24 protein-coding genes and 2 pseudogenes are annotated in these 23785 nt (G+C 65.6%); 11 read left to right on the forward strand and 15 right to left on the reverse strand.

Annotation, left to right across the window (positions count from 1 at the left end; all coding sequences use genetic code 11):
- The 5 genes and pseudogenes from D466_RS0116575 to D466_RS0116590 form a co-directional block, all read right to left on the reverse strand.
- On the reverse strand, positions 1-515 hold a 515-nt coding region (locus D466_RS0116575), incomplete at its 3' end, for a permease (protein ID WP_018914831.1).
- A 127-nt stretch (positions 516-642) separates the two neighbouring features.
- A complete protein-coding gene (locus D466_RS0116580) occupies positions 643-861 on the reverse strand; it encodes a sigma factor-like helix-turn-helix DNA-binding protein (RefSeq protein WP_018914832.1) in 219 nt (72 codons plus the stop codon).
- Positions 862-1087: 226 nt separating this feature from the next.
- Positions 1088-1390, reverse strand: a complete 303-nt coding sequence (locus D466_RS24860) for a hypothetical protein (protein ID WP_231385758.1) — start codon at positions 1388-1390, stop codon at positions 1088-1090.
- Positions 1391-1402: 12 nt separating this feature from the next.
- A pseudogene (locus tag D466_RS25175) lies at positions 1403-1597 on the reverse strand (SDR family NAD(P)-dependent oxidoreductase); the annotation flags it as partial.
- Between the two features lie 262 nt (positions 1598-1859).
- Complete coding sequence (locus tag D466_RS0116590) at positions 1860-2426, reverse strand: TetR/AcrR family transcriptional regulator (protein ID WP_018914833.1); 567 nt, start codon at positions 2424-2426, stop codon at positions 1860-1862.
- 166 nt (positions 2427-2592) lie between these two features.
- Between D466_RS0116590 and D466_RS0116595 the strand changes: the two genes are divergently transcribed.
- Positions 2593-3030: an ester cyclase gene (locus tag D466_RS0116595; RefSeq protein ID WP_018914834.1), complete on the forward strand. Its 438-nt coding sequence runs from the start codon at positions 2593-2595 to the stop codon at positions 3028-3030.
- Between the two features lie 72 nt (positions 3031-3102).
- Here the strand turns inward: D466_RS0116595 and D466_RS0116600 are convergent, their stop codons facing one another.
- Genes D466_RS0116600 through D466_RS0116615 form a run of 4 tightly spaced genes read right to left on the reverse strand, consistent with a single transcriptional unit; the run spans position 3103 to position 5733 of the window.
- A complete protein-coding gene (locus D466_RS0116600; RefSeq protein ID WP_026285392.1) occupies positions 3103-4359 on the reverse strand; it encodes an MFS transporter in 1257 nt (418 codons plus the stop codon).
- On the reverse strand, positions 4356-4685 hold the full coding sequence (locus D466_RS0116605) for a hypothetical protein (protein ID WP_018914836.1): 330 nt from the start codon (positions 4683-4685) through the stop codon (positions 4356-4358). Before D466_RS0116605 ends, D466_RS0116600 begins: the two co-directional genes overlap by 4 nt.
- Positions 4686-4687: 2 nt before the next feature.
- Positions 4688-5251, reverse strand: a complete 564-nt coding sequence (locus D466_RS0116610) for an isochorismatase family protein (protein WP_018914837.1) — start codon at positions 5249-5251, stop codon at positions 4688-4690.
- Positions 5252-5280: 29 nt separating this feature from the next.
- A complete protein-coding gene (locus D466_RS0116615; protein WP_026285393.1) occupies positions 5281-5733 on the reverse strand; it encodes a MarR family winged helix-turn-helix transcriptional regulator in 453 nt (150 codons plus the stop codon).
- Positions 5734-6254: 521 nt separating this feature from the next.
- Between D466_RS0116615 and D466_RS0116620 the strand changes: the two genes are divergently transcribed.
- The 3 genes from D466_RS0116620 (at position 6255) to D466_RS0116630 (ending at position 10368) form a co-directional block, all read left to right on the forward strand.
- Positions 6255-6962 carry a VIT family protein gene (locus tag D466_RS0116620; RefSeq protein ID WP_026285394.1) on the forward strand — a complete coding sequence of 236 codons (708 nt, stop codon included), beginning with the start codon at positions 6255-6257 and terminating at the stop codon, positions 6960-6962.
- A gap of 676 nt (positions 6963-7638) precedes the next feature.
- Positions 7639-8988 carry an MFS transporter gene (locus tag D466_RS0116625; RefSeq protein ID WP_018914840.1) on the forward strand — a complete coding sequence of 450 codons (1350 nt, stop codon included), beginning with the start codon at positions 7639-7641 and terminating at the stop codon, positions 8986-8988.
- Between the two features lie 24 nt (positions 8989-9012).
- Positions 9013-10368 carry a lyase family protein gene (locus tag D466_RS0116630; protein WP_018914841.1) on the forward strand — a complete coding sequence of 452 codons (1356 nt, stop codon included), beginning with the start codon at positions 9013-9015 and terminating at the stop codon, positions 10366-10368.
- Between the two features lie 49 nt (positions 10369-10417).
- Here D466_RS0116630 and D466_RS22120 read toward each other — a convergent pair whose 3' ends face one another.
- Positions 10418-11395 carry a LysR family transcriptional regulator gene (locus tag D466_RS22120; RefSeq protein ID WP_018914842.1) on the reverse strand — a complete coding sequence of 326 codons (978 nt, stop codon included), beginning with the start codon at positions 11393-11395 and terminating at the stop codon, positions 10418-10420.
- Positions 11396-11722: 327 nt separating this feature from the next.
- Complete coding sequence (locus tag D466_RS0116640; RefSeq protein ID WP_018914843.1) at positions 11723-12091, reverse strand: hypothetical protein; 369 nt, start codon at positions 12089-12091, stop codon at positions 11723-11725.
- 905 nt (positions 12092-12996) lie between these two features.
- On the opposite strand from D466_RS0116640, the pseudogene D466_RS24140 reads away from it, so the two are divergent.
- From D466_RS24140 to D466_RS24530, 4 genes and pseudogenes are all read left to right on the forward strand, one after another.
- Positions 12997-13137 (forward strand): annotated as a pseudogene (locus D466_RS24140) (IS256 family transposase); the annotation flags it as partial.
- A 183-nt stretch (positions 13138-13320) separates the two neighbouring features.
- Complete coding sequence (gene istA / locus D466_RS0116650; RefSeq protein WP_026285396.1) at positions 13321-14862, forward strand: IS21 family transposase; 1542 nt, start codon at positions 13321-13323, stop codon at positions 14860-14862.
- Between the two features lie 12 nt (positions 14863-14874).
- A complete protein-coding gene (istB, locus tag D466_RS0116655) occupies positions 14875-15612 on the forward strand; it encodes an IS21-like element helper ATPase IstB (protein WP_018914846.1) in 738 nt (245 codons plus the stop codon).
- On the forward strand, positions 15609-15755 hold the full coding sequence (locus tag D466_RS24530; protein ID WP_196803505.1) for a hypothetical protein: 147 nt from the start codon (positions 15609-15611) through the stop codon (positions 15753-15755). Before istB ends, D466_RS24530 begins: the two co-directional genes overlap by 4 nt.
- Before the next feature lie 583 nt (positions 15756-16338).
- On the opposite strand, the gene D466_RS23515 is transcribed toward D466_RS24530, so the two are convergent.
- The 4 genes from D466_RS23515 to D466_RS0116680 form a co-directional block, all read right to left on the reverse strand.
- A complete protein-coding gene (locus tag D466_RS23515; RefSeq protein WP_196803506.1) occupies positions 16339-17601 on the reverse strand; it encodes an integrase in 1263 nt (420 codons plus the stop codon).
- Between the two features lie 1175 nt (positions 17602-18776).
- The gene (locus tag D466_RS0116670) at positions 18777-19682 is read right to left on the reverse strand and encodes a LysR family transcriptional regulator (RefSeq protein WP_018914848.1); all 906 of its coding nucleotides are present in this window, start codon (positions 19680-19682) and stop codon (positions 18777-18779) included.
- A gap of 42 nt (positions 19683-19724) precedes the next feature.
- Positions 19725-20363, reverse strand: coding sequence for a 3-oxoacid CoA-transferase subunit B (locus D466_RS0116675; RefSeq protein ID WP_026285398.1), 639 nt, complete (start codon positions 20361-20363; stop codon positions 19725-19727).
- A complete protein-coding gene (locus tag D466_RS0116680) occupies positions 20344-21048 on the reverse strand; it encodes a 3-oxoacid CoA-transferase subunit A (protein WP_018914850.1) in 705 nt (234 codons plus the stop codon). Before D466_RS0116680 ends, D466_RS0116675 begins: the two co-directional genes overlap by 20 nt.
- A 55-nt stretch (positions 21049-21103) precedes the next feature.
- Between D466_RS0116680 and D466_RS0116685 the strand changes: the two genes are divergently transcribed.
- The 3 genes from D466_RS0116685 to D466_RS0116695 all read left to right on the forward strand — a co-directional run bounded on the left by D466_RS0116685 (position 21104) and on the right by D466_RS0116695 (position 23723).
- Positions 21104-21934: an IclR family transcriptional regulator C-terminal domain-containing protein gene (locus tag D466_RS0116685; protein WP_038166626.1), complete on the forward strand. Its 831-nt coding sequence runs from the start codon at positions 21104-21106 to the stop codon at positions 21932-21934.
- Between the two features lie 105 nt (positions 21935-22039).
- The gene (locus tag D466_RS0116690; RefSeq protein ID WP_038166638.1) at positions 22040-22879 is read left to right on the forward strand and encodes an amidohydrolase; all 840 of its coding nucleotides are present in this window, start codon (positions 22040-22042) and stop codon (positions 22877-22879) included.
- A gap of 25 nt (positions 22880-22904) precedes the next feature.
- Positions 22905-23723, forward strand: a complete 819-nt coding sequence (locus D466_RS0116695; RefSeq protein WP_038166627.1) for an SDR family NAD(P)-dependent oxidoreductase — start codon at positions 22905-22907, stop codon at positions 23721-23723.
- Positions 23724-23785: the final 62 nt, after the last annotated feature.

Consider the following 23785-nt stretch of genomic DNA (forward strand, 5'->3'; position numbering starts at 1 on the left):
GCCAGCGCGACCTCGTTGACCATGGGCGCCGACACCAGGAAGGAGAAGGTCACGCCCAGCGGTACGCCGGCGGTGAGAAAGCCGATGAACAGCGGCACCGCCGAGCAGGAGCAGAAGGGCGTGACGATGCCCAGCGCCGCCGCCAGCACGTTGCCGGCGCCCTGGCGCCTGCCGGCCAGCAACGCGCGGGTCTTCTCAGGCGTGAAAAAGCTCTGCAGCACGCCGACCGCGAACACGATCAGGGCCAGCAGCATGAGCACCTTGGGCACCTCGAACACCAGGAAGGCCAGCGCGGAGTACAGGTGACTGGTCGGTGCGATCCGGGCCACTCCCGCGACCCAGTGCGTGAAGGCGGCGGTGGCAGGCTCCAGCGCCCAGTACAGCGGGAACCAGGCGCCGACATACAGCAGCGCCGGCAGCCAGGCACGCCAGACGGGGATCGAGGAGCCGCGTACGGGCGATGCGGCGACAGGGACGGGCGCAGGATCGGGTGCGAGGGAAGCGGGGGTGTTCATCGTGGCCTCGGGACAGGAACTCTCTGTCCTTGAAGACGAACAAGGGCCGAAAAGGATGCAGCCTCCTTCGAGGCCCCCGATCAAGCCCCGGCCGAGGAGCAGGCCAGGGCCGCTCCGCGGGCTTCGGTCAGGCGCCGTCCGCCCCGGCGTGGCAGCGCGCGCTGCCGTGGTGGTCGAAGCGCACGCCGCAGCGCTGGACCAGGGTGTCGCGCAGGCGCTTGCGCGCGCGCAGCAGGCGCGCCTTGGCCGCCGGCAGGCTCAGTCCGGCGGATTCGGCGTAGGCCCGCACGGTCAGCCCGTCGAGATCGCAACGCTGCACGATGTCGCGGTCCCGCTCACCGAGCAAGGGCAGGTTGCAGACATGAGCAAGAGGACGCGCCGCAACCACTCACCGGGGTTGAAGGCCAAAGTGGCCTTGGCGGCGATGAAGGACGACAAGACGATGGCCGAGGTCGCCCAGCAGTTCAAAGTCACCCCACGCGGGTCAGCGAGCGGCGCCGGCAAATGCTGGAGCGTGCCGTCGACGTGTTCGGCTCGCGCGGTGCACCGACACCCTGCCGCGGCTCCCCAGCTCAGTCGGCGGAGAGCGCCGATTCACGGATCGCCTCGAGCAAGGCTGGACGTTTCGAAAGATCTGCAGTCACGTGGTCGAAAGCAGTGCTCCCCAATGGAAGGCGGAATGGCGCTTCCTGAAGGTCGGCGGCGGCGATCATCGCTTCGACCGTGCGCCCGGCTTCACCCCTTATCGCGAAGCTTCCGCCGGTAAGCTCGCGCCGGATGACTCCGACGGGCGTGTGTTCATAGACCTCCATGGGCGGGGGGGAAACCACGTTGGCGCCGAAACGGGTTGCGGTCGGACCGGGTTCTGCGATCATGAAGTCGATCCCGAAGGGGGCGACCTCCTGGGCAACGGCCTCGATGAAGCCCTCGATGCCCCATTTGGTTGCGTGATAAAGGCTGAAGCTGGGGTACGCGACCTGACCGCCCTCCGACCCGATGCATCCGGCAGCGCCTGCCGAGCGGGGAGCCCTATCGCTGGGAGTTCGCCAGGCACGGGGAGGAGATCGCCGTCGATCCTCCAGGAGTCCTGACGCTGGACGACAACGATCTCATGGTCGAAGCCGCCGTCGACGGGCTCGGCATAGTGAAATTCGGTTCGACCCCAACATTCGTTGGGTGAACGGACAGCGCGTGGAGGCTTCGGGGGGAATGTTCCTGTAACTTCGGTGACGCCTCGAAGCGAGGGCCCGGCAGCCGCGGGCGCTGGGCCCTTGCTTGGGCGCGCGGCCTGCCGGTGGCCAGCTTGCCGGCGTATCCGTCGCGATGAGCAGGGCCGTGAAGGGTTCATTCGAACAGGCCATGGACCAGCAATGCTACCCGCGCGAGCCGGGTGCCGTGCTTGATCCGTCCCGAGCTCTCGAGCTGTGCCAGCCCATGAAGGGCCGCCCAGAACGTCTCGGTCGCCACGTCGACATCGCGGCACGACGGCGGCACGACAGCGGCGAGGACCTGGAAAGCCTCTCTCAGTTCCGATGGGGTGTCGGCTTCAGCGAACTGCAAGTCGGTCGACATCGTGAACATGGCTTCGTAAAGGGCTGGATGGTCACGAGCGAAGTCGAGGTATGCGATGGCAACGTCTTCGCGTGCATGACGTGAATCGGTCGGTCCCTGCGCGGCGTGTTGAAGGACCTTTTTGATTTCCCGAAAGCCTTCGAGCGCCACGGCGCCGACGATCGCGTCCCTGTTCTTGAAGTGGGAATAGAGCACGGGCTGGGTGTACTCGATCTCGTCGGCCAGGCGACGAACAGTGACGGCACTCCATCCCTCGGCCTCCGCGATCTGCCGGGCCGCCGAGGTAATGCGCCGTTCGCGCGCTTCCCGTTCCCTGTTCTTGCGTTCGGCAACACCCATTGCGGATTCCCTCGAAAGCTCACACGAGTTGGAATGATATCGCCGCTTGTTGATCTAGCGATGCTAGATTATGATACTAGCGCTGCTAGAAGATCTTGCGATGATGCGATCTCGAGACAGGCAGTGCTCCGATCCGATGAACCCAGACCGCCCAAGGACTACCTCCATGAACAGCGCTGTTTCCTTCGCCCTCGTGAAGCTCGGCCACCTCTTCGCCGAGATCATGTCCAGCCACGACGTGTCGCGCCTGGACGAGATCAAGGCCGCCAACTACGTGAACCACAACGCCTTCGCCGAGCCAGGACTGGAAGGTTCCAAGAAGGTACTCGCAGCCATCATCGCGGGCGTTCCCGACCTCAAGGTCACCGCGGAGGATGTCTTCGTCTCGGCAGACGGCTCCCGCGTGGTCGGTCGCTATCGTTACGAAGGCACCCACGCGGGCAACCTTCTCGGCTACCCCGCCACGGGCAGGCCCTTCCTCATGCGCTCCATCGACATCTGGCGGGTCGAACATGGTCGCTTCGTCGAGCATTGGGACGAGCTCAACACCCTCGATGTGTTCGTCCAGATCGGCGCCGTCCAGCCTCCCGGGCAGCCTGCCTGACTCGACAGGGGCGAGAAGCTGACCGAAGACGCTCCGGCCTTCCATCTCGGCAGGGCGGGACATCGGGCGGGGTCACCGCAAGTCGTTCCCTTCGAATAGATCCACGCGTGGCCGGCGCGCATGTTGCGCCATGGCGTGCACGGCGACCAAGGCCGCGGCAAATCCTGACGCCGCGCCGACGCCGAGCGCCCAGCGCGGGCCCAGGTGGTTGGCCACCCAACCCACCAGCGGTGCTCCGATCGGCGTGGCGCCGAGCGCGACGGCCACGCGCAGAGCCATCACCCGTCCCCGCATGGCCGGCTCGCTCGTGAGCTGCATCAGGCTGTTGGTCGCGTTGGTGAAGATCAGGGTAGCAGCACCGATGACCACCAACGCGCCCGCGAACGACCAGTAGCCCGGAGCAATGGCGGCCAGTGTGCAGCCGATTCCGAACATCGCCACTCCGATCGACAGGGACATGAACCGTGGCCGATCACGGCCGGCGGAAAGCAGCGCCCCGGAAATGGTCCCGATGGCCATGATCGACGAAAGGAGGCCGAAGCCACGTGCGTCCGTGTGGAAGACACCGACAGCCATGGTGGAGATGAAAATCGGAAAATTCAGGCCGAAGGTGCCGATCAGGAAGAGCATGACGAGGATCGCCTTGAGGTCGGGCCGGGACCATGCGTAGCGCCATCCCTCCGTGAGGCTGCCCTTGGTCCGGTGCGCTCGTGCGTTCGCTCGCAGAGCGCCGACCCGGAGCAGAAGCAGGGAGCCCAGCACCGCTGCGAAGCTGGCGCCGTTGAGCACGAACGCCCAGCCCGTACCGATCGAGGCGATGACCAGGCCGGCCACCGCCGGGCCGATCATCCGCGCCGCGTTGAACGAAGTGGAGTTGAGCGCGACCGCGTTCGGCAGATCCGCATCGCCGACGAGTTCGGACACGAAGGTCTGACGTACCGGGGCATCGAAGGCCGAAGCGCAGCCCGACAGAAGGGCGAACACGTAGACGTGCCAGAGCTGCACGATGCCGGCAACCGTGAGTAGACCCAGCATCAGCGCCAGGATGCCCATCACCGACTGGGTTGCCATCAGGAGCCTGCGCTGGTCGTAGTGATCGGCGGCGAATCCCGTCCAGGGCAGCAACAGGAGCTGCGGCCCGAACTGCAGCGCCATGACCACGCCCACGGCCGCCGCGTCGTGATGTGTGAGTTGGGTCAGCACCAGCCAGTCCTGCGCCGTGCGCTGCATCCACGTGCCCACGTTGGAAACCAGCGCGCCGACTGCCCAGACGCGGTAGTTGCCGATTCTCAGCGAACGGAAGACCCCTGCGGGACGAGCCGCACTCACGAATGCTTCTGCCCGTTTCCGCCGTGGAAGCGACCGAAAAGCCGCGCGGAGAGCAAGCCGATGGCCAGGATGCCGAGCGCCAGGGAGGCGGCATCGCTCGCGCTTCTCAGATCGAAATCACCGACGTGGCAGACGAGCACGTAGCCGACGACAAGATTGGCGAAACCCCAGAGCACGTTCACGGTCGATGACGACAACCCCTCGCCCGGCGGTTTCGCGAACGGACTCTGGAACGGCGCGCCCATGACGCCGGCGACGAAGTGGGGCACGGCGTTGGTGCAAAAGGCCCCGCCGAAGAACCAGGACACAAGATGAAGCCATTGCATGGTCAGCCTCCCCTCGTTGCCAGCAGATCGATGATGTCCTGTGCCGTGCCGGTCTCGCCCAGCCTCGGAAAGACGTTCCTGACGCTGTAGTCGTGGGCCTCGGCGCGCGCGTCGGTCATGGCGTCGAGGGCTAATGTGACGTGGAAGCCATGTTCGTAGGCCTGGCGTGCGGTCGACTCGACGCCGGTTCCGGTGGCCACACCGGTCACGACGACCTGGGTCACGCCCAGGGACTTCAGCCTCCTCTCGAGGCCCGTGTCGGTGAACGCGCCCCAGGTCCTCTTGGTCACGACGATGTCGCCAGACTGCTGATCAAGCTCGGGGATGAAATCGGTCCACCCGGCCGGGTACGGTTCGCCGTGGCGCTGCCGCTCGGTGCGGCCGGGCGCTGCCCCGGCAACGTTGACCAGCACCACCGGCAGGCCGCGTTCGCGAAACGCGTCGAGCAGCGCGCGCGAGCGATCCACGATGCCGTCGATGGGATGGATGAAGGAGGAACCGACGATGCCTCTTTGCAGGTCCACGATGATGAGGGCCGTGTTCGGATCGAGCGCGGTGACAGCCATGGAATCTCCTGGGATGGACCGGGAATGGATCAGAACTCGGCGAGCCGCTCAAAAAGTGCGACCGCGGCCATGAGCTGGCCTTGCTCCTGGGGGGAGAGTTGGGCCTGGAGGGCGCGGACCAGCCAGTCCTCCTTGGCGGCCCGGCTCGCCTTGAGGTGTTTGCGGAAGCTGGGGGTCAGCTGGATCAGCGTCTGACGGCCATCGGCCGGGTCCGGCTCGCCGCGGACGGCCCCCATCGCCTCCAGACCGGCGACCGTCACGCGCATGGATTGAGGACGCACGCTTTCTGCCCGGGCGAGGGCGGAGACGGTTACGGGACCGTCGCGATCCAGACGAAGCAGGACCGACTTCTGGGCGGAGGTGAAATCCCCCGGGTGCGCTTGCTCTCGCAGCCGTCGGATCAGTTTGCCCAGGGAAATGCGCAACTCGCCGGCCAGGACGGCCAACTCGGGAGGCTCGGGCGGGTTCCGTTGCTTGGTCATGATGAGATGGTAGCAACTACACAGCCAAACTGTGCAGTTTGGCTGTGTAGTGACGGAGGGCCTGGCTCGCATTCGACGCACGTCGTCGCTGCTCGATAGCGACGATGCGACTCACTCGAAAGCGAAGAAACGCCTTTTGGATCAAGCGCGTGTGTCTATGCGTCTCAAGTGCCGTGCGTCAGGGTTGGGGTCGACTCCGGATCGCTCTGCTCCAGGAAGGCTTCATTCCATCCTCCGCTTTCGAAGCACAGGCTGGACAGCTCAGGGCAGCAGCAGCCTGACCTTCGCGCCCGCGTCGAGCGTGCATCGGGTCGTGACGGATGTGAACTTGGAAACCGCGCGGGACAACCTCGACCAGCCGACTGCCCAAGTCGGGCCGACATTGGGCTATGTTTTGATCGCATTGCACGCGATGGCTGCGCCTTTGCACCACGACCTCATGCGCGACAACACACTGGTTCGCATGCTTCCCGGTCATGGCCCCTGATGTGCCGGAAGCTTCACATGGATTCGAATCTCCAATGACCAAATTTCACCATCGAGCCCACCCTGAAAGTCACCGCACTGAACATATCGGATGGCTGCGCGCCGCCGTTCTGGGTGCCAATGACGGAATCATTTCCACGGCCAGCCTGATTGCCGGCGTGGCTGCGGCCCATGCAAGCCATGCCAGCATCATGACCACGGCCATCGCGGGGCTGGTAGCCGGCGCTATGTCCATGGCTGCCGGCGAGTTCGTGTCGGTCTACTCACAAGCCGATACTGAGAAAGCGGACTTGGCGCGGGAACGTGATGAACTGAAAAACAGTCCGGAATCGGAGCATCGGGAACTAACGGCCATCTACGTCCGGCGTGGTCTGGATCATCGGCTCGCGGATCAGGTCGCCACGCAGCTGATGGCGCATGATGCGCTGGGCGCGCACGCGCGCGATGAACTGGGCATCTCTGAGGCGTTGAGCGCTCGCCCGCTGCAAGCTGCAATGGCGTCCGCTGGGAGTTTCGCCGTGGGTGCGGCCATGCCGCTAGCTGTGGTTCTATTGGCGCCGGAGCAGGGCCTGTTCTATTGGATCGTAGCGACGGCGATTGTCTTCCTGGCCCTGCTTGGCGCTGCCGCCGCGGCCGTGGGCGGCACGTCGCCTTTTAAAAGTGCGCTGCGCGTAGCGTTCTGGGGGATGGTTGCCATGGCGGTGACAGCGGGTGTGGGAGCCGTGTTCGGGACCGCTGTGTAGATGACGATAGTGCTGGGTCAATCTCAAAGCAGCGGTTGCCGCAGGCCAAGCCGCGCGGACAACACTGACGATCTCGCTATGCGAAAGTTCGTCGCTCTGCCGGGGTCGATGTTCGATCTGAGGTCGGGAGTCGGGTTCGCGCGCAGTACCGATGAGACCGTCGAAGGAAACGAGACGCATTGAGGGAAGGGGCGGACCCGAAGGGGACTCGCGCCAGTTGAGCCAGGGCCGGACACAGACCCGGAGCGCCGCCGCGAAGCACCCGCGGCCCGTGCACAATGCTCAGTCGGATCAACGCCCCTCGAAACTCTGTCGTCAGCCCCTCGGGCGCCGGCCCTGCGGTTTCGAGACTTTGTTGTCTCTTTCTACACTTTGTTGTCCGAAACCTCCCTCATTGCGCACCGCTCTCTTCGTTCCGGGTCCCCGCGATTCCGTGAAGAACCTTTTTTTGGGGGAGGCGGGAGACTTCCTTTGAGCTCCAGATGCAATGCACCCTGAAGCAGGGTGGCGGTGTCGTTTGGGTCGAGGTCCGACTCAAGCCGATCCGACGAGCAGACAGGTCTTGCCGAGCTGTCGCCGAGGTATTCGAGAATGCGATGGCTTCGATGATTTTCGTATTGGACGCGACGAACATGCCCTTGCTACCTTGTTCTCAAAACCAGCAAGGAGACAGGACATGCTCGAGACGACGGCTGATCCGCGACGGCGCATCCATGCCACGGACGGCAGGGGAGAAGCAGTGCGCGTTACGCCTGCCATCGTGGCCGCGGTGGCTGCCGGCAACGCAATCGAGTACTTCGACTTCCTCGCCTACGCGATTTTCGCAATCTTCATCGGCAAGGCCTATTTCCCCGCGGACAGCGCGCTGAACAGCCTCCTCGTGTCCCTGGCTGTATTCGGCGTGGGATTCCTCACGCGGCCGATCGGTGGCGCGCTGTTCGGCATCATTGGCGATGTGGTTGGTCGCCGTAGCGCACTCCTATGGACGTTGGGCCTCATCGCACTGGGTTCGCTGGGCATTGCGCTGACTCCCTCTTATGCCAGCATCGGACTACTCGCTCCCATCGTGGTGGTGGCCTGCCGATTGCTGCAAGGGCTGGCCCTTGGCGGTGAAATGGGGCCTTCCAGCGCATTCCTGATCGAAATCGCCCCGCCCCACCGGCGCGGTCTGTATCAAGGATGGCAACTGGCGAGCCAGGGCCTAGGTATCGCGCTGGCTGGGGGCGCGGGGTTAGTGATCAGCGAAATACTGAGCCCCCAGGAATTGCATGCTTGGGGATGGCGCATTCCTTTCGTGCTCAGCGCGCTGCTGGTTCCATTGATGGCGCTGTTGCGCCGTGCGATGCCTGAGACTGCCGTTGCGCATCCGCCTCGCGGTACCGCAAGCGAGTCCTCCGGGCTGGGGGTCGGCGCGGGCATCTTCGCCGCGGCTACGGTGGTCATTGCCGGCGGCGCCGTCACGGCCTACCTGGGGCTCTACATGACAACCTACGCGTTGCACACGCTCAAGATGCCCGTTCAGGTTGCTCTGGCCGCCACGCTCGTGGTTGGCGTCGTGCTTTTCGTCTTCGCCATGCTGGCCGGCGCAATGTGCGATCGCTACGGACGGCGAGCGCTTATGGTCTGGCCGAGACTGCTATCCGTCGTGCTTTTGGTCCCTGCCTTCGAGTGGCTCGTCCGTGCACCGAACGCTCTGACGCTGTTCTCGGTGTCGGCCGGCATCGCCATCATCAACGCGCTCTCCGGCGGCGCATCCCTCATTGCGATTCCAGAGCTCTTCCCTCCGCGCACGCGCTCGCGTGGCACGGGGATGATCTACGCCTTGGGCGTCGCGTTGTTCGGCGGTACGGCCCAGTTCGTGGCAACCTGGCTCCTGCATGCGACGCACCAAGCCACGGCACCGGCTTGGTACGTGGCGGGCATCAGTCTCATCGCGGCAATAGCTGCACTGTTCCTCCCGGAGACGCGCGGCGCGCTGCCCGAGCACCGCGATGCCGGCCCCGGCGCACCAGAGCGCCGGCGTTGAATGTCGCCCAGGTCTGATTTTCGAATGTTCGAGCATCGAGATACCCTGGATCCCTGTGGCGTGCGCGCGAAGATCGAGCACATTTTCTCCGAGCGCGCCACCGTGGCACGGGTGCTGCAATTCGAAGCGGTGATCGCCGCGGCACAGGCACGGAACGGGCTCATTCCCCGGGAGGCAGCCGAGGAAATCCAGATCCGCGCGCACGAGCACATGGTGCCCGCCGAGGCCGTGCAGCGCAGGCTGCTGGATGCTGGTCATCCCATGGTGGCGATTCTCGACGCGTGGGCCGAGTGCCTATCGCCAGCGGCCGCGGAGTGGATCCACTTTGGAGCAACGACTGCCGATGTACTGCGTACGGTGCAAGGTATGCAGTTGCACGATGTCGTCGATGCGCTGGAGCCCGCCATGCGAAGCGTCGAGTCCATGCTCGCCGCCCTGGCGATCAGGCATCGGGCTACGCCAATGATCGGACGCACGCTCGGGCGCCATGCGTTGCCTATCACCTTCGGCTTCAAGGTGGCTGTGTGGTTGGCCGAGAATCGGCGCAACCTGGACCGCTTGCGCGCTTGGCGCGTCGGGGCCAGCTGCGGCGTGTTCAGCGGCGCCGTCGGCACCTACTCGATTCTCGGAAGTCACGGGCCGCGGGTCGAGGTGGAGGTGCTGCGCGAGCTTGGGCTCGGATCTCCGGAGGTGATCGACCCCAAGGGAAGCTTCGACCGCTATGCCGAATTCGCGTCGATTCTCGCTATTGCGGCGAAGAGCTACGGGCGCATCGCACAGGAAGTCTTCCTGCTGCAGGGCGATGACATCCGCGAACTCGGCGAGTCCAGCTCGGCCGTCGGGTCGTCCACGATGCCGCACAAGAGCAACCCGACCCTGAGCATCGAGGTGTTGTCTCGCTCGCGTGAAGTAGGGGCCATGCTTGACGTGATACTTGACTGGATGCTGGTCGTGCACGAACGCGACTCCGCCCATCACGATGGCACGCTAACTCGCATGTGCATCGATTTCGGACAACTCCTCTCGTGCATGTGCGCGCTGCTCGGACGGCTGCAGATCTTTCCCCAAAACATGTTGCGCAACATCGGCCGCACTCACGGCATGGTTTTTGCCGAGGCGCTCACGCAGCGCCTAGCTCCGCTTATCGGTCGGCGTACCGCACATAGCCGGCTGCACGCCTTGGCCGTGGAGGCGGCCGAGCGCGGACAGGATCTGTTCGATGCGGTCGCACAGGACCCGCATCTGGGTCCCTTGCTGGGCGAAGATATTCGGGCCACGGTGACCGCCGATCAAGGTGAGACCGCGCGAACGGTTGATCGTGTCCTTGCAAATCTGGGGCTGGAACAGGCCGAAGCGCCGGGGCACGATCAGTCCGCTTGAGGCCGAGCTCGTCTCGGCCTGGCGCAGCAAGTTTTTGGGGGGGCGGCCTTCAAGTGGCTTGGCTTGGATGTTGCGCCATCTTGCCCGCAGTGCGCCGCAAGGTGGCGACCAGGTGCTGTGCCGCCTCGCTGGCCTCGGGCCCCCTCCACAACAGACCCATTGGTCCAAGCCCACGTAGGCCCGGGAAGCGCAGCTCGGTCAGCGTGCCAGCCTCAAGCGAGGGGCGCGCGATGGTGAATGGAACCAACGCGATCAGTTCGAGTTGATTGACCAATTCGGCGATCAGCAGCGGCGAACGCGTGCTCACCTTGCACACATTCGGCGCGGCGGCACCAGAGGCGGCCCATAGTTCCTCGAAGATCTGTCGCGCCGGGATGCCGCTGGGAGGCAGCAGCCATTCGAATCGTGCGAGGTCATCAAGGGTCAGACTGTTCATGCGGGCAAGCGCGTGTGTTATGGGCACCACCAGCACATGGGCATCGTCGACCAGGGCTTCGAAGACATAGCCCTGAGGCACCTCCCCGGGATGGCGACATACGAACAGGTCGGCGCCATCCTCGGCGATCAGTGCGGACAGGGAGAAAATGTCCACATCGAGCACGTCGACGCAAATGTCCGCGTGCCGTCGGGCGAACTCCCCCAGGCCGGCCGCCAGGACGCCGGAAACCCCGGCGGCGACCGAGGCCAAGCGCAGGCTGGCACTGGCTCCAAGGCGTTGTTGCACGGCACGCTCAGCGCATCGGCGAGTGTCATCGATCAGGCGCCTGAGGAGCGGGAGGAGTTCTCGGCCTGCAGGTGCCACCCGCATGCCGCGGGCGTGGCGCTCGAACAGCGGAATGCCCAGTTGCGCCTCGAAGTCGGCGATGGCCTTGGTTGCTGCCGGCTGGGATATGCGCAGCGCCTGCGCGACCTTTTGCAGACTGCCCAGCTCTGCGGCGAGGGCCACGACTTGCAGGTTACGTAAGCGGGTGCCCCTCATCAGTCGGGAGAACAGTGCTTCGGTTGCGTCGGACGGGGGCTTGGGCATGGCTGGCAGCAGGCGAGTAGTGGGCACGGGCGTATCGTGCCCGCCGCGAGTAATTGAGGGCGCAGGGCTGCTTATGTTCCATTTTTGGAACGGCGTCGTCCTACCTCGCTGTAGGTCAAGCCAGCCTGCAGATGCAGGCGCAATGTCTCGCGGATCTGGCGCATCGTGATTCTTGTTGTGGGCATCGGCGTCGCTCGCAAAAAGCGAGCAGCCTATGCCGGCTCAGGGAATCACTTGCCGCCCCCCGATCGTCCACGATCACGCTGAAATGCCGTCCACGATGGGCTGAAATACGCAGCCGCCCAAGCGAGCGAGCCTGACGGGCTGTCATCCCGCGAAGCCGGAGGCGACGGATTCGAGATAGGCGATCGCGTCGTCTGTCCGGCCTTCTTGGACGACTTGCAGCAGGGTCTTGTGGCGGAACGCAGCAACGGGTTCGTTCTTGATGAAAAAGGCGAGTCGCTGCCGATCGGTTTGAATGGCCGCCGCGGCCGACAACAGCCTTACGAGGTCGCGCAGCGTGGCCTGCAGGCGAGGCGACTCCGAGTGCATTCGCAAGGTGTTCCGATGCACGCCTGCAAGGGCCGCCAGCTCCTGCTGCCGCATCTCGAGCAGCTCGGCGAGCCTGGAGGGGGACAGCCGGGAGGTGCCCGGCTCGCGCATGGACTCGAGCACATCAGCCGAAAGCGCTGGCATCGGGAGCCCCTTGGTGGATCTCAATGAGCACATATTACGCACAGAACACGCATACCGTGAGTCCATTCCCTTGGCCAATGGCGCTGGGCTCGCTCGATGCGCGGGCCGGCGCCAAGCAGACCCGACGGTCTCGAATGCGGCGTCAAGGGCGCGACCCGGCATCCTCAGCACCGGACAGGCAAAATCTCCCTATCGAACAACGCGCTTCAACACTCTGTTCCCTCCCCGCAGGCGGAAAAAGAAGAGGCGTTTGACACTTTGTTATCCGACACCTTCCCGGAGGCGTCGCACAACAAAGTGTAGAAACCGCTTCAGAGGGGCTGGCGCCTCTCCGCCAGAGCTACAGGCCTGGCAGAGTTTGAAAATTCGCGGGGCGATGTGGGCGGCGGTCGCGGGGTACTGGACAACAGAGTGTCGAACGTCAGCGTCGGCATTGAGGTTTTTCGTAGTAGAGCTCAGGGGAAAGCGAGCGAGTCGGAACGAGGCATTCGGCGTGCCCGCGAGACCGGAAGTCTCGCCATCCAGCTGCCGCATCATGCCTTGGTCGGCCACCACCTGCCGCGACTTCAGGCGCGCGTGGTCTGCAATCGTTGGGGTTGGCGGGCCAACAAAGTGTCGAAGATGTCCGCGGCTATTGGAGTTCTACTCGGCGGCTGACGCCGGGCAGTTTCGCTGCGATTCGACGTTAGGCTACCGCAGCCTCGTACAGGTCGAGCAAGCTCTGAAGGCGTAGGTCGGGGTAATGTCCCACCGAGTGGTGTAAGTCTTTGGCGCGGCGAGCTGCGAAGGGCGTAGCCCGGAGCAGCTCGCCGCGCGCCGGTCGTCCCTGGAGATGGGGGTGGCCATCGTGAAGTCCGGATAAGGTTGAGGTGCGACCCACCAATCCTTGTCTGAAGGAAACCACGATGACCAACGCCACTATCGCATTGACCGAGCTCGCTGAGAAGGGGGCCGATGTCGACGTGCTGCGCCAGATGGTGCAGTTCATGGCCCAGCGCCTCATGGAGATCGACGTGGAGGGGCGCTGCGGCGCCGGCTACGACGAGAATGCGTATTTCAGCCCATCGTGGACGGCATTTCAGGCTGATCGTGGACGGGCTTTCAGCGTGATCGTGGACGGCGTTTCAGGCTGATCGTGGACGCTGTTTCAGCGTCATCGTGGACACCGGGAGGCGCGCAAGTGATTCCTTGGCCGGGCCTAGGCTGGTCGCTTTTTTCGAGCGACGCCGATGCCCACAACAAGAGTCACGATGCGCCAGATCCGAGAGACGTTGCGCCTGCATCTGCAGGCTGGGCTGACCTACAGCGAGGTAGCCGGCGCGCTCAAGATTTCCAAGAGCGTGGTGGGCAAGTACGTGTTGCTGGCCCGGGTGGCCGGGGTGGACTGGGCGGTGACCCAGGCCCTGACCGACGCCGAGTTGGAGTCGCGGCTGTACCGCCCGCCGGTGCCGCGCGCCAGCTATCAGCTCGCGCCCGATTTCGCCGTCATCCACCAGGAGCTCAAGCGGCCCGGCGTGACGCTGATGCTGCTGTGGGAGGAGTACGCCCAGGGCAACGCGCTGGCGTACAAGTACACCAGCTTTTGCATCAAGTACCGCGAGTGGGCACAGACCCTCAAGCGCTCGATGCGCCAGGTGCATGTGGCCGGCGAGAAGCTGTTCGTCGACTACGCCGGGCAGACGGTGCCGATCACCGACCCGACCACCGGCGAGATCAGCGCTGCGCAGATCTTCGTGGCCACGCTGGGGGCGTCGACCTATACCTACGCCTTCGCCACGCCGCGCCAGACCACTGCCGACTGGATCGGCGCGCAGGTGCAGGCGCCGGAGTTCTTCGGCGGCGTGCCGCGGCTGATCGTGCCCGACCAGGCGCGCGCCCTGATCAAACACCCCGACCACTACGACCCGCTGCCCAACCGCACCTACGAGGAGTTCGCCAACCATTACGGCTGCGCGCTGCTGGCCGCACGCCCGGCGCATCCGAGAGATAAACCCAAGGTCGAAGGCGCCGTGCTCCTGGTCGAGAGGTGGATTCTGGCTCGGCTGCGCAACCGCCGCTTCTTCAGCCTGGTCGAGCTCAACGCGGCGATCGCCGCGCTCATTGCCGATCTGAACCTGCGCCCGTTCCAGAAGCTGCCCGGCTGCCGCCGCGACGCCTTCCTGGCCCTCGACGCCCCGGCGCTGTCGCCGCTGCCAGCCACGCGCTATGCGCTCGGAAGCTGGAAGCAGGCCAAGGTCCATGTCGACTACCACGTCGAGTTCGAGGGCCATTACTACAGCGTGCCGCACCGACTGGTCGGCAGCACGGTGGAGATGCGCGCGGGCGCCGGGCTGCTGGAGGTCTTCCACGCCAACCAGCGCGCGGCCTGTCACGCCCTGGACGCCCGGCGCGGCAAACACACGACCTTGCCCGAGCACATGCCGGCGTCGCACCGCGCGCACCTGGAATGGACCCCGGCCAAGCTCATCCAGTGGGGCCGCAGCGTCGGCGTGGCCGCCGCCGGCCTCGTGACCTGGCAGCTCGAGCACCGCCCGCATCCCGAGCAGGGCTACCGCGCCTGCCTGGGCCTCAAGCGCCTGGCACGCGAGTACACGCCGGCTCGCCTGGAAGCCGCCTGCGCCAGGGCTCTGGCGATCCGCTCGCCGACCTACGCCAGCGTGGCCTCGATCCTCAAGAGCGGACTGGACCGCCAACGTCCCTCGACCCCCACGGCGGCGTCCACCGCCTTGCCCGAGCACGACAACGTGCGCGGCCCTGATTACTTCCACTGAAGGAGATGACCGATGATCAAGGAACACACGCTCAACCAACTGCGCGAGCTGCGCCTGGACGGCATGGTCCACGCCCTGACCGACCAGGCCAGCAGCACGGCGGCCGCCGCGCTGGGCTTCGACGAGCGGCTCACGCTGCTCGTGCAAAGCGAGATCGTCTGGCGCGACGACCGCCGCTTGCAGCGCCTGCTCAAAGCCGCCAAGCTCAAGGTCTCCGCGGCCTGCGTGGAGGACATCAACTGGCGCGTCAGCCGCGGCCTGGACCGCCACCTCGTCGCCAACCTGGCCGGCGGCGACTGGCTGCGCCACGCGCAGAATTTGCTCATCACGGGCGCCACCGGTTGCGGCAAGACGTGGTTGGGTTGCGCCCTGGCGCATCAGGCCGCGCGCTCGGGCTTCAGCGTGCTGTACACGCGTGCCGGGCGCCTGTTCGACGAGCTGCAGGTCGCCCACGGCGACGGCAGCTATGCCCGGCGCATGACGCAGCTGGCCAAGCTTGATTTGCTGCTGATTGACGATTTCGCGATCGCGCCTATGGGTGCGGCCGAGCGCAACGACCTGCTGGAGCTGCTCGACGACCGCGTCGGCAGCCGCTCCACGCTGATCACCAGCCAGCTTCCGGTGAAGGCCTGGCATACCTACCTCGACGACCCCACGCTGGCCGACGCCATCCTCGATCGCATTGTGCACAGCAGCCACAAGATCGAGCTCAAAGGCCCATCGCTGCGCGAGAAGGACAAAGACCAATGAAGACCGAGACCGCCACCGTGCACGTCGCCGAACACGCCTTACCCACGGCGGCGGCCGGTCCGTCGCAAGCGCCGTCCGCCGCCGTGGATAAGGCTGCGCAGAACCCCATCACGAAACGCTTCGCGACAGCCGTTTCAGGCTGATCGTGGACGACTGACTAATATTGAACCCATCGCTTGCGCGCACCCCCGGCGCGTCCTCGATCGCGCTGAAACGCCGTCCACGATCAGACTGAAACAGGCGTCCACGATCGCTGAAATGCGCAGACGTCACACCGGTCATCAGCGACCGCATGGCTGGCACCGGCAGCGAGCTCGCGCTGTAGACATCCGCTCAGCGCGCCGACGATGCCGGCGACCGTCGGGTGCAGTATTCCGGGCGCCGCCCGTCAGGCGGTGCAATGCCCGTTTGCCCAATCGTCAGCCTTTGGGCCAACGTCGTCACCTCGGCCGGAACAGCCCTTGGGCATGATCAACTGTGACGATCGCTATGTATGGGCCAGCGGTCATCGGCAACAACCGGGGCCTGAGCGTAGGCTTCCAGCGCCTGCGAACTGGCGCTCTGGGCCCTGAGGCGCCACACGTCGACGTAATCGCGTGCCTTAAAGTTCTCGCTTGTGCGCGGACACAGCCATCTGGAGGACGATCACAGCGGAGCACACGCGTCGGTGGGGGGACCTCATGCCGATTGAGGCGAGGAGCACGGGCAAAGGCTGGATCTGGTGGATCAGACAGGCTCAAGGAGATCAACACAAGAAACGGCGGTCTGCCTGTTGATCAGTGCGATCGACAGGTCGGCTCGAGCGACCAGCTCAAGCGGTCGTGCGGCCTGCACATAGCGCCCGTGTGTAATGCGGTCTATGCCGGCGCCAGCGAGCCGCGCTACGGTTCGCAGACTCGCTTTCAGCGCCACGCTATTAAGCCGTCCACCATGGAGAATGAGATTGCGCTGACGATAGAGGCGATGGAACGCCTCGGCGATCGCTTCCTTGATCGTCGTGAGCTCCGACGACGGATCCTGCAAAAGCTTTCGTACGCGTGCCACTGCGGCCTTATCGGCCCATGCCTGCATGGTGGGGAATTGGTTTTGCAGGATCAACTGTGCTGTAGCACGTGAACGTTCGCGATTAGAGGCTAGACCGGCAAGCTGTGCGGCCACCGCGGCGTCTGCTTCCGCTGCCCGATAGGACAGAGCGGTCAGTTCTGCGCGCGGGAATGAACATGCGACGAGAACCGCCAGGTTGTCAGCAGCCGTTGCGCGGTCGCCGGGATCTGCCAATAGGCCTTCGATCGCACCCCACCCGCCGGCGATTGCCGCGGGCGGAGAACTCTCATCAAGATGCGCCAACAGTTCGATCGCAGCATCCAAACTATCGCTCGGGGTCACGGAGAATATGCGCCCCTCGCGATCCAGCTCCTTGACCCTGACGCCCCGAGATTCGCTAGCGTGCCTCACGCGTTGTGGGTCGCCGGCGACCCATAGCCAGGGCAGCCGTTCAAGTGGCTTGCCGAGCGCGATGCGCGCGCGAGCCGCGAATCGGTCGGAAATCTCGCGTGCCGCCTGCGCTGCACCGGTTCCGTCTCTAGCTTCGACGGAGAGAAGGATGCCGACAGACGCCCTGACATCTGAGGTGTCGAACCCATGCGCAGTGAGCCAGCCGGTCACGGCGCGGCCCTGAAGCCAATCTCCCGGAATGCCATGCGCGAGCGTTGGCTTGCGTCGGAACGCCAGCAGCACTTCGAAGGAGCGTGGAGGACTGCGCGTCAGCTCAGCATGCAGATCCTCGCAAATGTCGGCGAGCATCACACCATGCGCCGACGTATTGTGGCGCCGGATGAGGCCATGAAGATGCTCGGATGAGAAGCCAGCATCAAGCATATGCGAGGCGATGCTGCGTCCGAAGCGCTCGACCGTAAAGTTCGGCGTCGTCACGACCCTGGCCCACCGTTGCATGTAGCTCGCCTCCAACAGCTCGGCGACCTGGGCCACGGCGTAGTGCGCCGGTCCGTCTGCCTTGGGAACGTTCGTGATCTGTTGGCGAAGGTGCCCCTTCTCTGCCGTGCTAAGCGCAGGGTCCAAGCCAGCTTTTCATTGAAGGGCGCTGCAGATTTTGCGGACTGCCCCATCACTGAGCGTTCCTTCACGCAACACTGCACACGCCTCGTGTAGTTCATGCAGTCCGAGGACCAAGCCGATGCTCCAGAGCGATCGATTCCAAGGCGGTGGGTTGGGCGAGAGAAATTCGAGTAGCCGGCCCAGGGCCAAGGCGTCTTGCGGATTGACAGAAGTGAGCACGATGTCGTACTATTGCGACCAAGGCTTTCGATGCCAACAGTCTAAGGGGCAATGACCCGCTGACGCGAGAGAACTTAAAAGTTCTTACGCCCTGCGGCTCTGCGCCCCAACCTTCAATCGGCCCTGCACATGCAGGGCCGATTTCATTTCGACAGGTGTCGCGACTTAGACGCCCTGGCCATGGTTCTACTGTCCAACGTGACGGTGTTCGGCAGGGCGATCGCGCAACAACCGGCACTAAGAGACTTCAGGGACTTTCTCCTCGCGCGGATGCTGACAGTCAAGTTGGGCGAACCGTCGCCTATCGATGCGACTCCCGACATCCCATTGACCAGCAACGCCCACCTTCTCCTGGTGCCGCACCCTCAGGTGCGGTCACGGCCCGCACGCGGGCGCGGCTTCAGTTGCAAGGATGCCTGCTGCGCCACGACATTCGCTACCCCGGCAAGACGGCGTGGACCAAGACCATTGGGCGCCGGCTGGCAACAGTGGGCTTCGAGGTAAGTCGATCACGGGGCCTCAATCTTCTGGCGGTTTGACCGGTCGGACCTCAGGAGACTGGTCGTCGGCCAAAGCGAGCACTGGCCGCCGCGTGTGGCAACGACGGCAATGGGATGGTCAGGCGTCACTGAGGCGGTCCGCCTCTGAGCGGCTTCGTTCCGCGCTGGCCGGGCGCATCTCATGCCCCTTGCGCATAGCGGTGTCACTTGGTTCTCGAAGTGAGGTACAGACGTCGACGCGGAAGCCAATTCGCTGCATCATCGGCGGGACGCCCTTATCGTCGCCATGCAGCATGATATTCGCGGGGCGCAACGCAAACTCAAGCCTTGGCGCCATGCGCTCGATGTGCTTCAGCTGGCACGTCGCGCTCACCCGCCCGCGAGCAAGTGGCGTAGATCGATCCCGCGAATCAGCTCGATGGTCTCTCGCACAAGGCGCGTGGCCGGGCGCGCATGGGGAACCGCCAACACCAACCGGTTGCGGATCTCCGGGTGGGAAATGCGCGCGCTGCGCAAGCCGACGTGCTGTCCGTCGGCGGCGCGCACTGAGCTCTGGGGCAGCACCGAGTAGCCGAGCCCGCGCGCCACGAGCGCCAGAGCTGTTTGCACCGCTCCGACCTCGGCGACCACTTTCAGCTCGATCCCCAGTGGCCGCACCTTGGCCTCGACTAGGTTACGGATCGCATTGGGGGCGCTGGGCAGCACCAGGGGATAGTCGCTGAGTTCGCGCAGCGCAAGCTTCGCGGGCAGCTCGGGCGCCTGTGGCGGGCCGATGAGCAGCAGGGGCTCGCGCAGCAACAGTTCTAGATCAAGGCGTGCGGAGTGATGGGGGTCGAACAGCACGGCGACGTCCAAGCGCCCGGCGATCAGCCCCTCCTGCAGCGAGTGGCTCATGCCTTCGGCGATGGTGATCAGCGCGCGCGGGAAGCGCTCGCGGAATCCCTCGACCAGTGGGGCCGCCAGCAGAGGGGCCAGGCGCGGAGGCAGGCCGACTAGCACCCTGCCGCGCGGGCTGATCTGCATCGAGCGTAGTTCGTTGCGCGCGACCTCCGCCTGCTCCAGCAGTGCCTTGGCATGTGCTAGCAGTGCCAGACCTGCCTCCGTGGGAGCGACGCCACGCCCGGTTCGCTGCAGCAGGCGCTGGCCGAGGTCGGATTCGAGCTGCGCCAGGTGGCGGCTCAGACTGGGCTGGGCCAGTCCAATCTGCGCGGCGGCGCGACTGAAGCCACCGGCCTCCACCACTTGAACGAAATAGTGCAGCTTGAGTAGGTCCACGGTGCAATGCCTCGCTTAGCCCGGCCGCCGCGTACCCGGAACTCAGGCCGGGTGCAGCGTCACCGCCGTGACGCGTTGCAGCGCTTCCAGGGTTCCCGGCTCAGCCAGTTCGAGCACACGCAGTCCGCCGTCGGCGATCTCGAGCACGGCCAGATCGGTGTAGATGCGATTCACGCAACCAACCGCGGTCAGCGGGTAGCTGCACTCGCGCACGACTTTACAGTGCCCGTCCTTGCCCAGGTACTCCATCATCACCCAGGTGTTGCGGGCGCCTACCGCCAGATCCATCGCGCCGCCCACCGCAGGGATCGCTCCCGGCGCGCCGGTGTGCCAGTTGGCCAGGTCGCCGCGAGCGGAAACCTGGAAAGCTCCGAGCACGCAGTAGTTGATGTGCCCGCCGCGCATCATTGCGAAGCTGTCGGCGTGGTGGAAGAAGCAGGCTCCCGGCAGCGCGGTCACCGGCTGCTTGCCGGCGTTGATCAAGTCGGGGTCTTCCTGGCCCGGCGCGGGCGCAGGACCCATGCCGAGAAGGCCGTTCTCGGTGTGCAGGATGATCTCCCGATTCGGGTCGACGTGGTTGGCCACCAGCGTAGGCAGGCCGATCCCAAGGTTGACCACTGCGCCCTCGGGAATGTCGGCGGCCAGGCGCCGCGCCATCTGTTCACGCGTCCATTTCGGCATCTCGCCCTCCCGGAATGTGGTGTCGCGGCAGATGCACGACGTGGTCGACGTAAAGGCCCGGCGTGACCACGCATTCGGGGTCGATGGCGCCGAGTTCGGCTACCTCGTGCACGGCGGCCACGGTCAGGCGCGCCGCGGCGGCCATGATCGGCCCGAAATTGCGCGCGGTCTTGCGATAGAGCAGATTGCCCCAGCGGTCGCCGCGCTCGGCCTGGATCAGCGCCAGGTCCGCGTGCAGCGGATACTCGAGCACGTACATGCGCCCGTCGATCTCGCGGGTTTCCTTGCCCTGGGCGAGCGTCGTGCCGTAGCCGGTGGGGGTGTAGAAGGCGCCGATGCCGGCGCCCGCGGCGCGGATGCGCTCGGCCAGGTTGCCTTGCGGCACCAGTTCGAGTTCGATGCGCGCGCTGCGGTAGAGCTCGTCGAACACCCAGGAGTCGGTCTGGCGCGGAAAGGAGCACACGATCTTGCGCACGCGGCCCGCAGCGAGCAGCGCGGCCAGTCCTGTGGATCCGTTGCCGGCATTGTTGTTGACCACCGTGAGGTCCCGCGCGCCATGCGCCAGCAGCGCGTCGATCAACTCCACCGGCTGGCCGGCGCTGCCGAAGCCGCCGATCATCACAGTGGCGCCGTCGCGCACGGACTGCAGCGCCGCCTCGGCCGAGGTGGCGAACTTGTCGATCATCGGGACCCCCGGGGTAAAATGTTCGAAATCCGAACATATGTTCGTTCCAAGAACAATGTACCCCAGCACAAGCCGAATCTCAACGCACGACCATGCCGACGGCGCGCCCGTGCCGGGCGACGCCTACGTGCAGTCCTTCGCGCGAGGCATCGCGGTGATGCGCAGTTTCGGCGCGCAGTACCCGCGCCAGACCATGAGTCAGGTCGCGCAACGCACCGGTCTGACCCGCGCCGGCGCCAGGCGCATCCTGCTGACCCTGCAGCAACTGGGCTACGTGCGATGCGACGGGCGCTGGTTCGAACTCACCGCAAAGGTGCTGGATCTGGGCTTCGCCTACCTGAGCTCGCTCGATCTGTGGCACCTGGCCGAGCCGCTGATGCAGGAGTTCTCGCGCGAGGTCGGCGAGTCGTGTTCGGCCGCCACGCTGGACGGACACGACATCGTCTACGTGCTGCGCGTGGCCTCGCACAAGATCATGTCCCTGAACCTCGGCGTGGGCAGCCGGCTGCCCGCGTGGTGCAGCTCGATGGGCCGGGTGCTGCTGGCCGGCCTCGGCGACGACGAGGTGGCCCGGCTGCTCGCGCAGGCACGGCCGCTGGCGCGCACTCCACGCACCGTGCACCAGCCGGACGCGCTGCTCGAGATCGTGCGCACCGTGAGGCAGCAGGGCTGGGCACTGGTGGACGAGGAACTCGAGGAGGGGCTGATCTCGCTGGCGGTGCCGATCCGCGCGCGCGACGGTCGGGTGCTGGCCGCCATCAACGTCAGCGGCCAGGCCCGTCGCACCCCGCGCGCGGTGATGCTCGAGGCCATGCTGCCGCGCCTGCGGCACACCGCCGGCGCGATCGAGCAGTTACTGGCCTCGCGCTCCGGGCCGGGCGCATGACCACGCGCGCCTGCCTTGCGGCTTCAGCAGCCATTCGGTTGGAACATAGCTGATATAGGGCGTATGCGCTTTTTCGCGCATGACAAAGCCGGAAGAATGGGCGGCATGCACCTTGAACTGCCCGCCCTGGCCTGCAACGCCCATTGCCATGTGTTCGGCCCGCGCGAACGTTTTCCCTATGCGGCCGACGCAGCCTACGTGCCGCAGGCGGACGCTCCGGCCGAGGCGCTGATCGCGCTGAACGATTCGCTCGGCCTGCAGCGCTGCGTGGTCGTGCAGTCGGCCTGCCACGGCTTCGACAACCGTGCCACCGCCGACGCGCTGCTGCGTCGCCCGCAGGGCTACCGCGGCGTCGCGCTGCTGCCCACCGACACGCCGCTCGCCGAGTTGCGCCGACTGGACGCGCAGGGCTTTCGCGGGGTTCGATTCAACTACTACCGTCACCTCGGCGCGGAAGCCGGGCTGGACGAGGTGCTTGCCATGTCGCATCGCCTAGCCGACGTCGGCTGGCACCTGCAGATCCACGCCAGCAGCGACCGCTTGGCCGAGATCGGCGCCACGCTGCGCGACGCCGCGGTACCGGTGGTCGTCGACCACATCGGTCGCGTCGGCGCGTCGCTGGGGCCGCGGCACGAGCACTTCCTCGCCCTCGTGGATCTGCTGCGCGACCGGCGCTGGTGGGTCAAGCTCAGCGGCATCGACCGCATCAGCGCGCTGGGCCCGCCCTACGACGACGCCATCGGCTTCGCCGGCCTGCTGATGCGTGATTTCGAGGACCGGGTGCTGTGGGGCAACGACTGGCCCCACCCCAACCACGCCGGGCCCATTCCCGACGAGCGTCAGTTGGTCGACTCCATCGCCCGCTTCGCTCCGGACGAGACACAGCGTCGCAGCCTGCTCGTGTCCAACCCGCAACGTCTGTATCGCTTCGGCGATGCCGTCTGATTCGTATCGATTCCCCGCGCCGGCCATGCACTCCGAAACTTCCCAGCACCCACGATTCGAAGGAAAGGTCGCGATCGTCACCGGCGCCGGCTGCGTCGGTCCAGGTTGGGGCAACGGGCGCGCGATCGCGGTCCGCCTGGCGCAGGAGGGTGCCAGGGTGTTAGCAGTGGACCGTCGAATCGAAAACCTTCAGGGCACCCTGGAAATGGCACGCGGCGCGGCAGGGGACATGCAGGTGCATGCCGCCGATGTGACTTCCTCGCAGCAAGTTGCCGAACTGGTGCGGCGCTGCGAAGAACTGTTCGGCGAGCCCAACGTCCTGGTCAACAACGTGGGTGGCTCGGCCCACGGCGGACCGGTGGAACTCGATGAAGAGGTCTGGGAGCGCCAACTGGCGCTGAACCTGACCAGCGTGTTCCTGGGGTGCAAGCACGTGATTCCGCGCATGCAGGCGCGCGGCGGCGGCTCTATCGTCAACGTCGCGTCGACCTCGGGACTGCGCTGGACGGGTGCCGCGCAGGTTGCCTACGCGTCGGCCAAGGCCGGCGTGATTCAGCTGTCGCGCGTGGTCGCGGTGCAGCATGCCGCGCAGCGCATCCGGGTCAACACCGTCGTCCCCGGGCAGTTGCATACCCCGATGGTGGAAGCACGCCTGGCCGGACAGCGCGCCGGCGGCGACGTCGACGCGCTGCTGGCCCAGCGTCAGCGCCGCATCCCCTTGGGCTTCATGGGCGACGGCAGCGACACCGCCGCCGCCGCGCTGTTCCTCGCCAGCGACGAGGCACGCTTCATCACTGGTACCGAAATCGTGGTCGACGGCGGCATGACCGTGCGCTGCGACTGAATCCCCAACGCGCCTCGCAGGGGCTCGAGGCGCGAACTCTTACCCATATAGCCTCCGGGAGA

This window comes from Thiomonas sp. FB-6, assembly GCF_000377645.1.
GTDB lineage: Bacteria > Pseudomonadota > Gammaproteobacteria > Burkholderiales > Burkholderiaceae_C > Thiomonas_A.

Coding starts and splice junctions, on each gene's coding strand:
- D466_RS0116690 (WP_038166638.1), top strand. CDS start 22,040: ATGCACCTTGAACTGCCCGCCCTGGCCTGCAACGCCCATTGCCATGTG.
- D466_RS0116640 (WP_018914843.1), bottom strand. CDS start 12,091: ATGCCAGCGCTTTCGGCTGATGTGCTCGAGTCCATGCGCGAGCCGGGC.
- D466_RS0116630 (WP_018914841.1), top strand. CDS start 9,013: ATGTTCGAGCATCGAGATACCCTGGATCCCTGTGGCGTGCGCGCGAAG.
- D466_RS24860 (WP_231385758.1), bottom strand. CDS start 1,390: ATGATCGCAGAACCCGGTCCGACCGCAACCCGTTTCGGCGCCAACGTG.
- D466_RS0116625 (WP_018914840.1), top strand. CDS start 7,639: ATGCTCGAGACGACGGCTGATCCGCGACGGCGCATCCATGCCACGGAC.
- D466_RS0116695 (WP_038166627.1), top strand. CDS start 22,905: ATGCACTCCGAAACTTCCCAGCACCCACGATTCGAAGGAAAGGTCGCG.
- D466_RS0116610 (WP_018914837.1), bottom strand. CDS start 5,251: ATGGCTGTCACCGCGCTCGATCCGAACACGGCCCTCATCATCGTGGAC.
- istA (WP_026285396.1), top strand. CDS start 13,321: ATGCCCACAACAAGAGTCACGATGCGCCAGATCCGAGAGACGTTGCGC.
- D466_RS0116590 (WP_018914833.1), bottom strand. CDS start 2,426: ATGGGTGTTGCCGAACGCAAGAACAGGGAACGGGAAGCGCGCGAACGG.
- D466_RS22120 (WP_018914842.1), bottom strand. CDS start 11,395: ATGCCCAAGCCCCCGTCCGACGCAACCGAAGCACTGTTCTCCCGACTG.
- D466_RS0116605 (WP_018914836.1), bottom strand. CDS start 4,685: ATGCAATGGCTTCATCTTGTGTCCTGGTTCTTCGGCGGGGCCTTTTGC.
- D466_RS0116620 (WP_026285394.1), top strand. CDS start 6,255: ATGACCAAATTTCACCATCGAGCCCACCCTGAAAGTCACCGCACTGAA.
- D466_RS0116680 (WP_018914850.1), bottom strand. CDS start 21,048: ATGATCGACAAGTTCGCCACCTCGGCCGAGGCGGCGCTGCAGTCCGTG.
- D466_RS0116615 (WP_026285393.1), bottom strand. CDS start 5,733: ATGACCAAGCAACGGAACCCGCCCGAGCCTCCCGAGTTGGCCGTCCTG.
- D466_RS0116675 (WP_026285398.1), bottom strand. CDS start 20,363: ATGCCGAAATGGACGCGTGAACAGATGGCGCGGCGCCTGGCCGCCGAC.
- D466_RS0116595 (WP_018914834.1), top strand. CDS start 2,593: ATGAACAGCGCTGTTTCCTTCGCCCTCGTGAAGCTCGGCCACCTCTTC.
- D466_RS24530 (WP_196803505.1), top strand. CDS start 15,609: ATGAAGACCGAGACCGCCACCGTGCACGTCGCCGAACACGCCTTACCC.
- istB (WP_018914846.1), top strand. CDS start 14,875: ATGATCAAGGAACACACGCTCAACCAACTGCGCGAGCTGCGCCTGGAC.
- D466_RS0116685 (WP_038166626.1), top strand. CDS start 21,104: ATGTACCCCAGCACAAGCCGAATCTCAACGCACGACCATGCCGACGGC.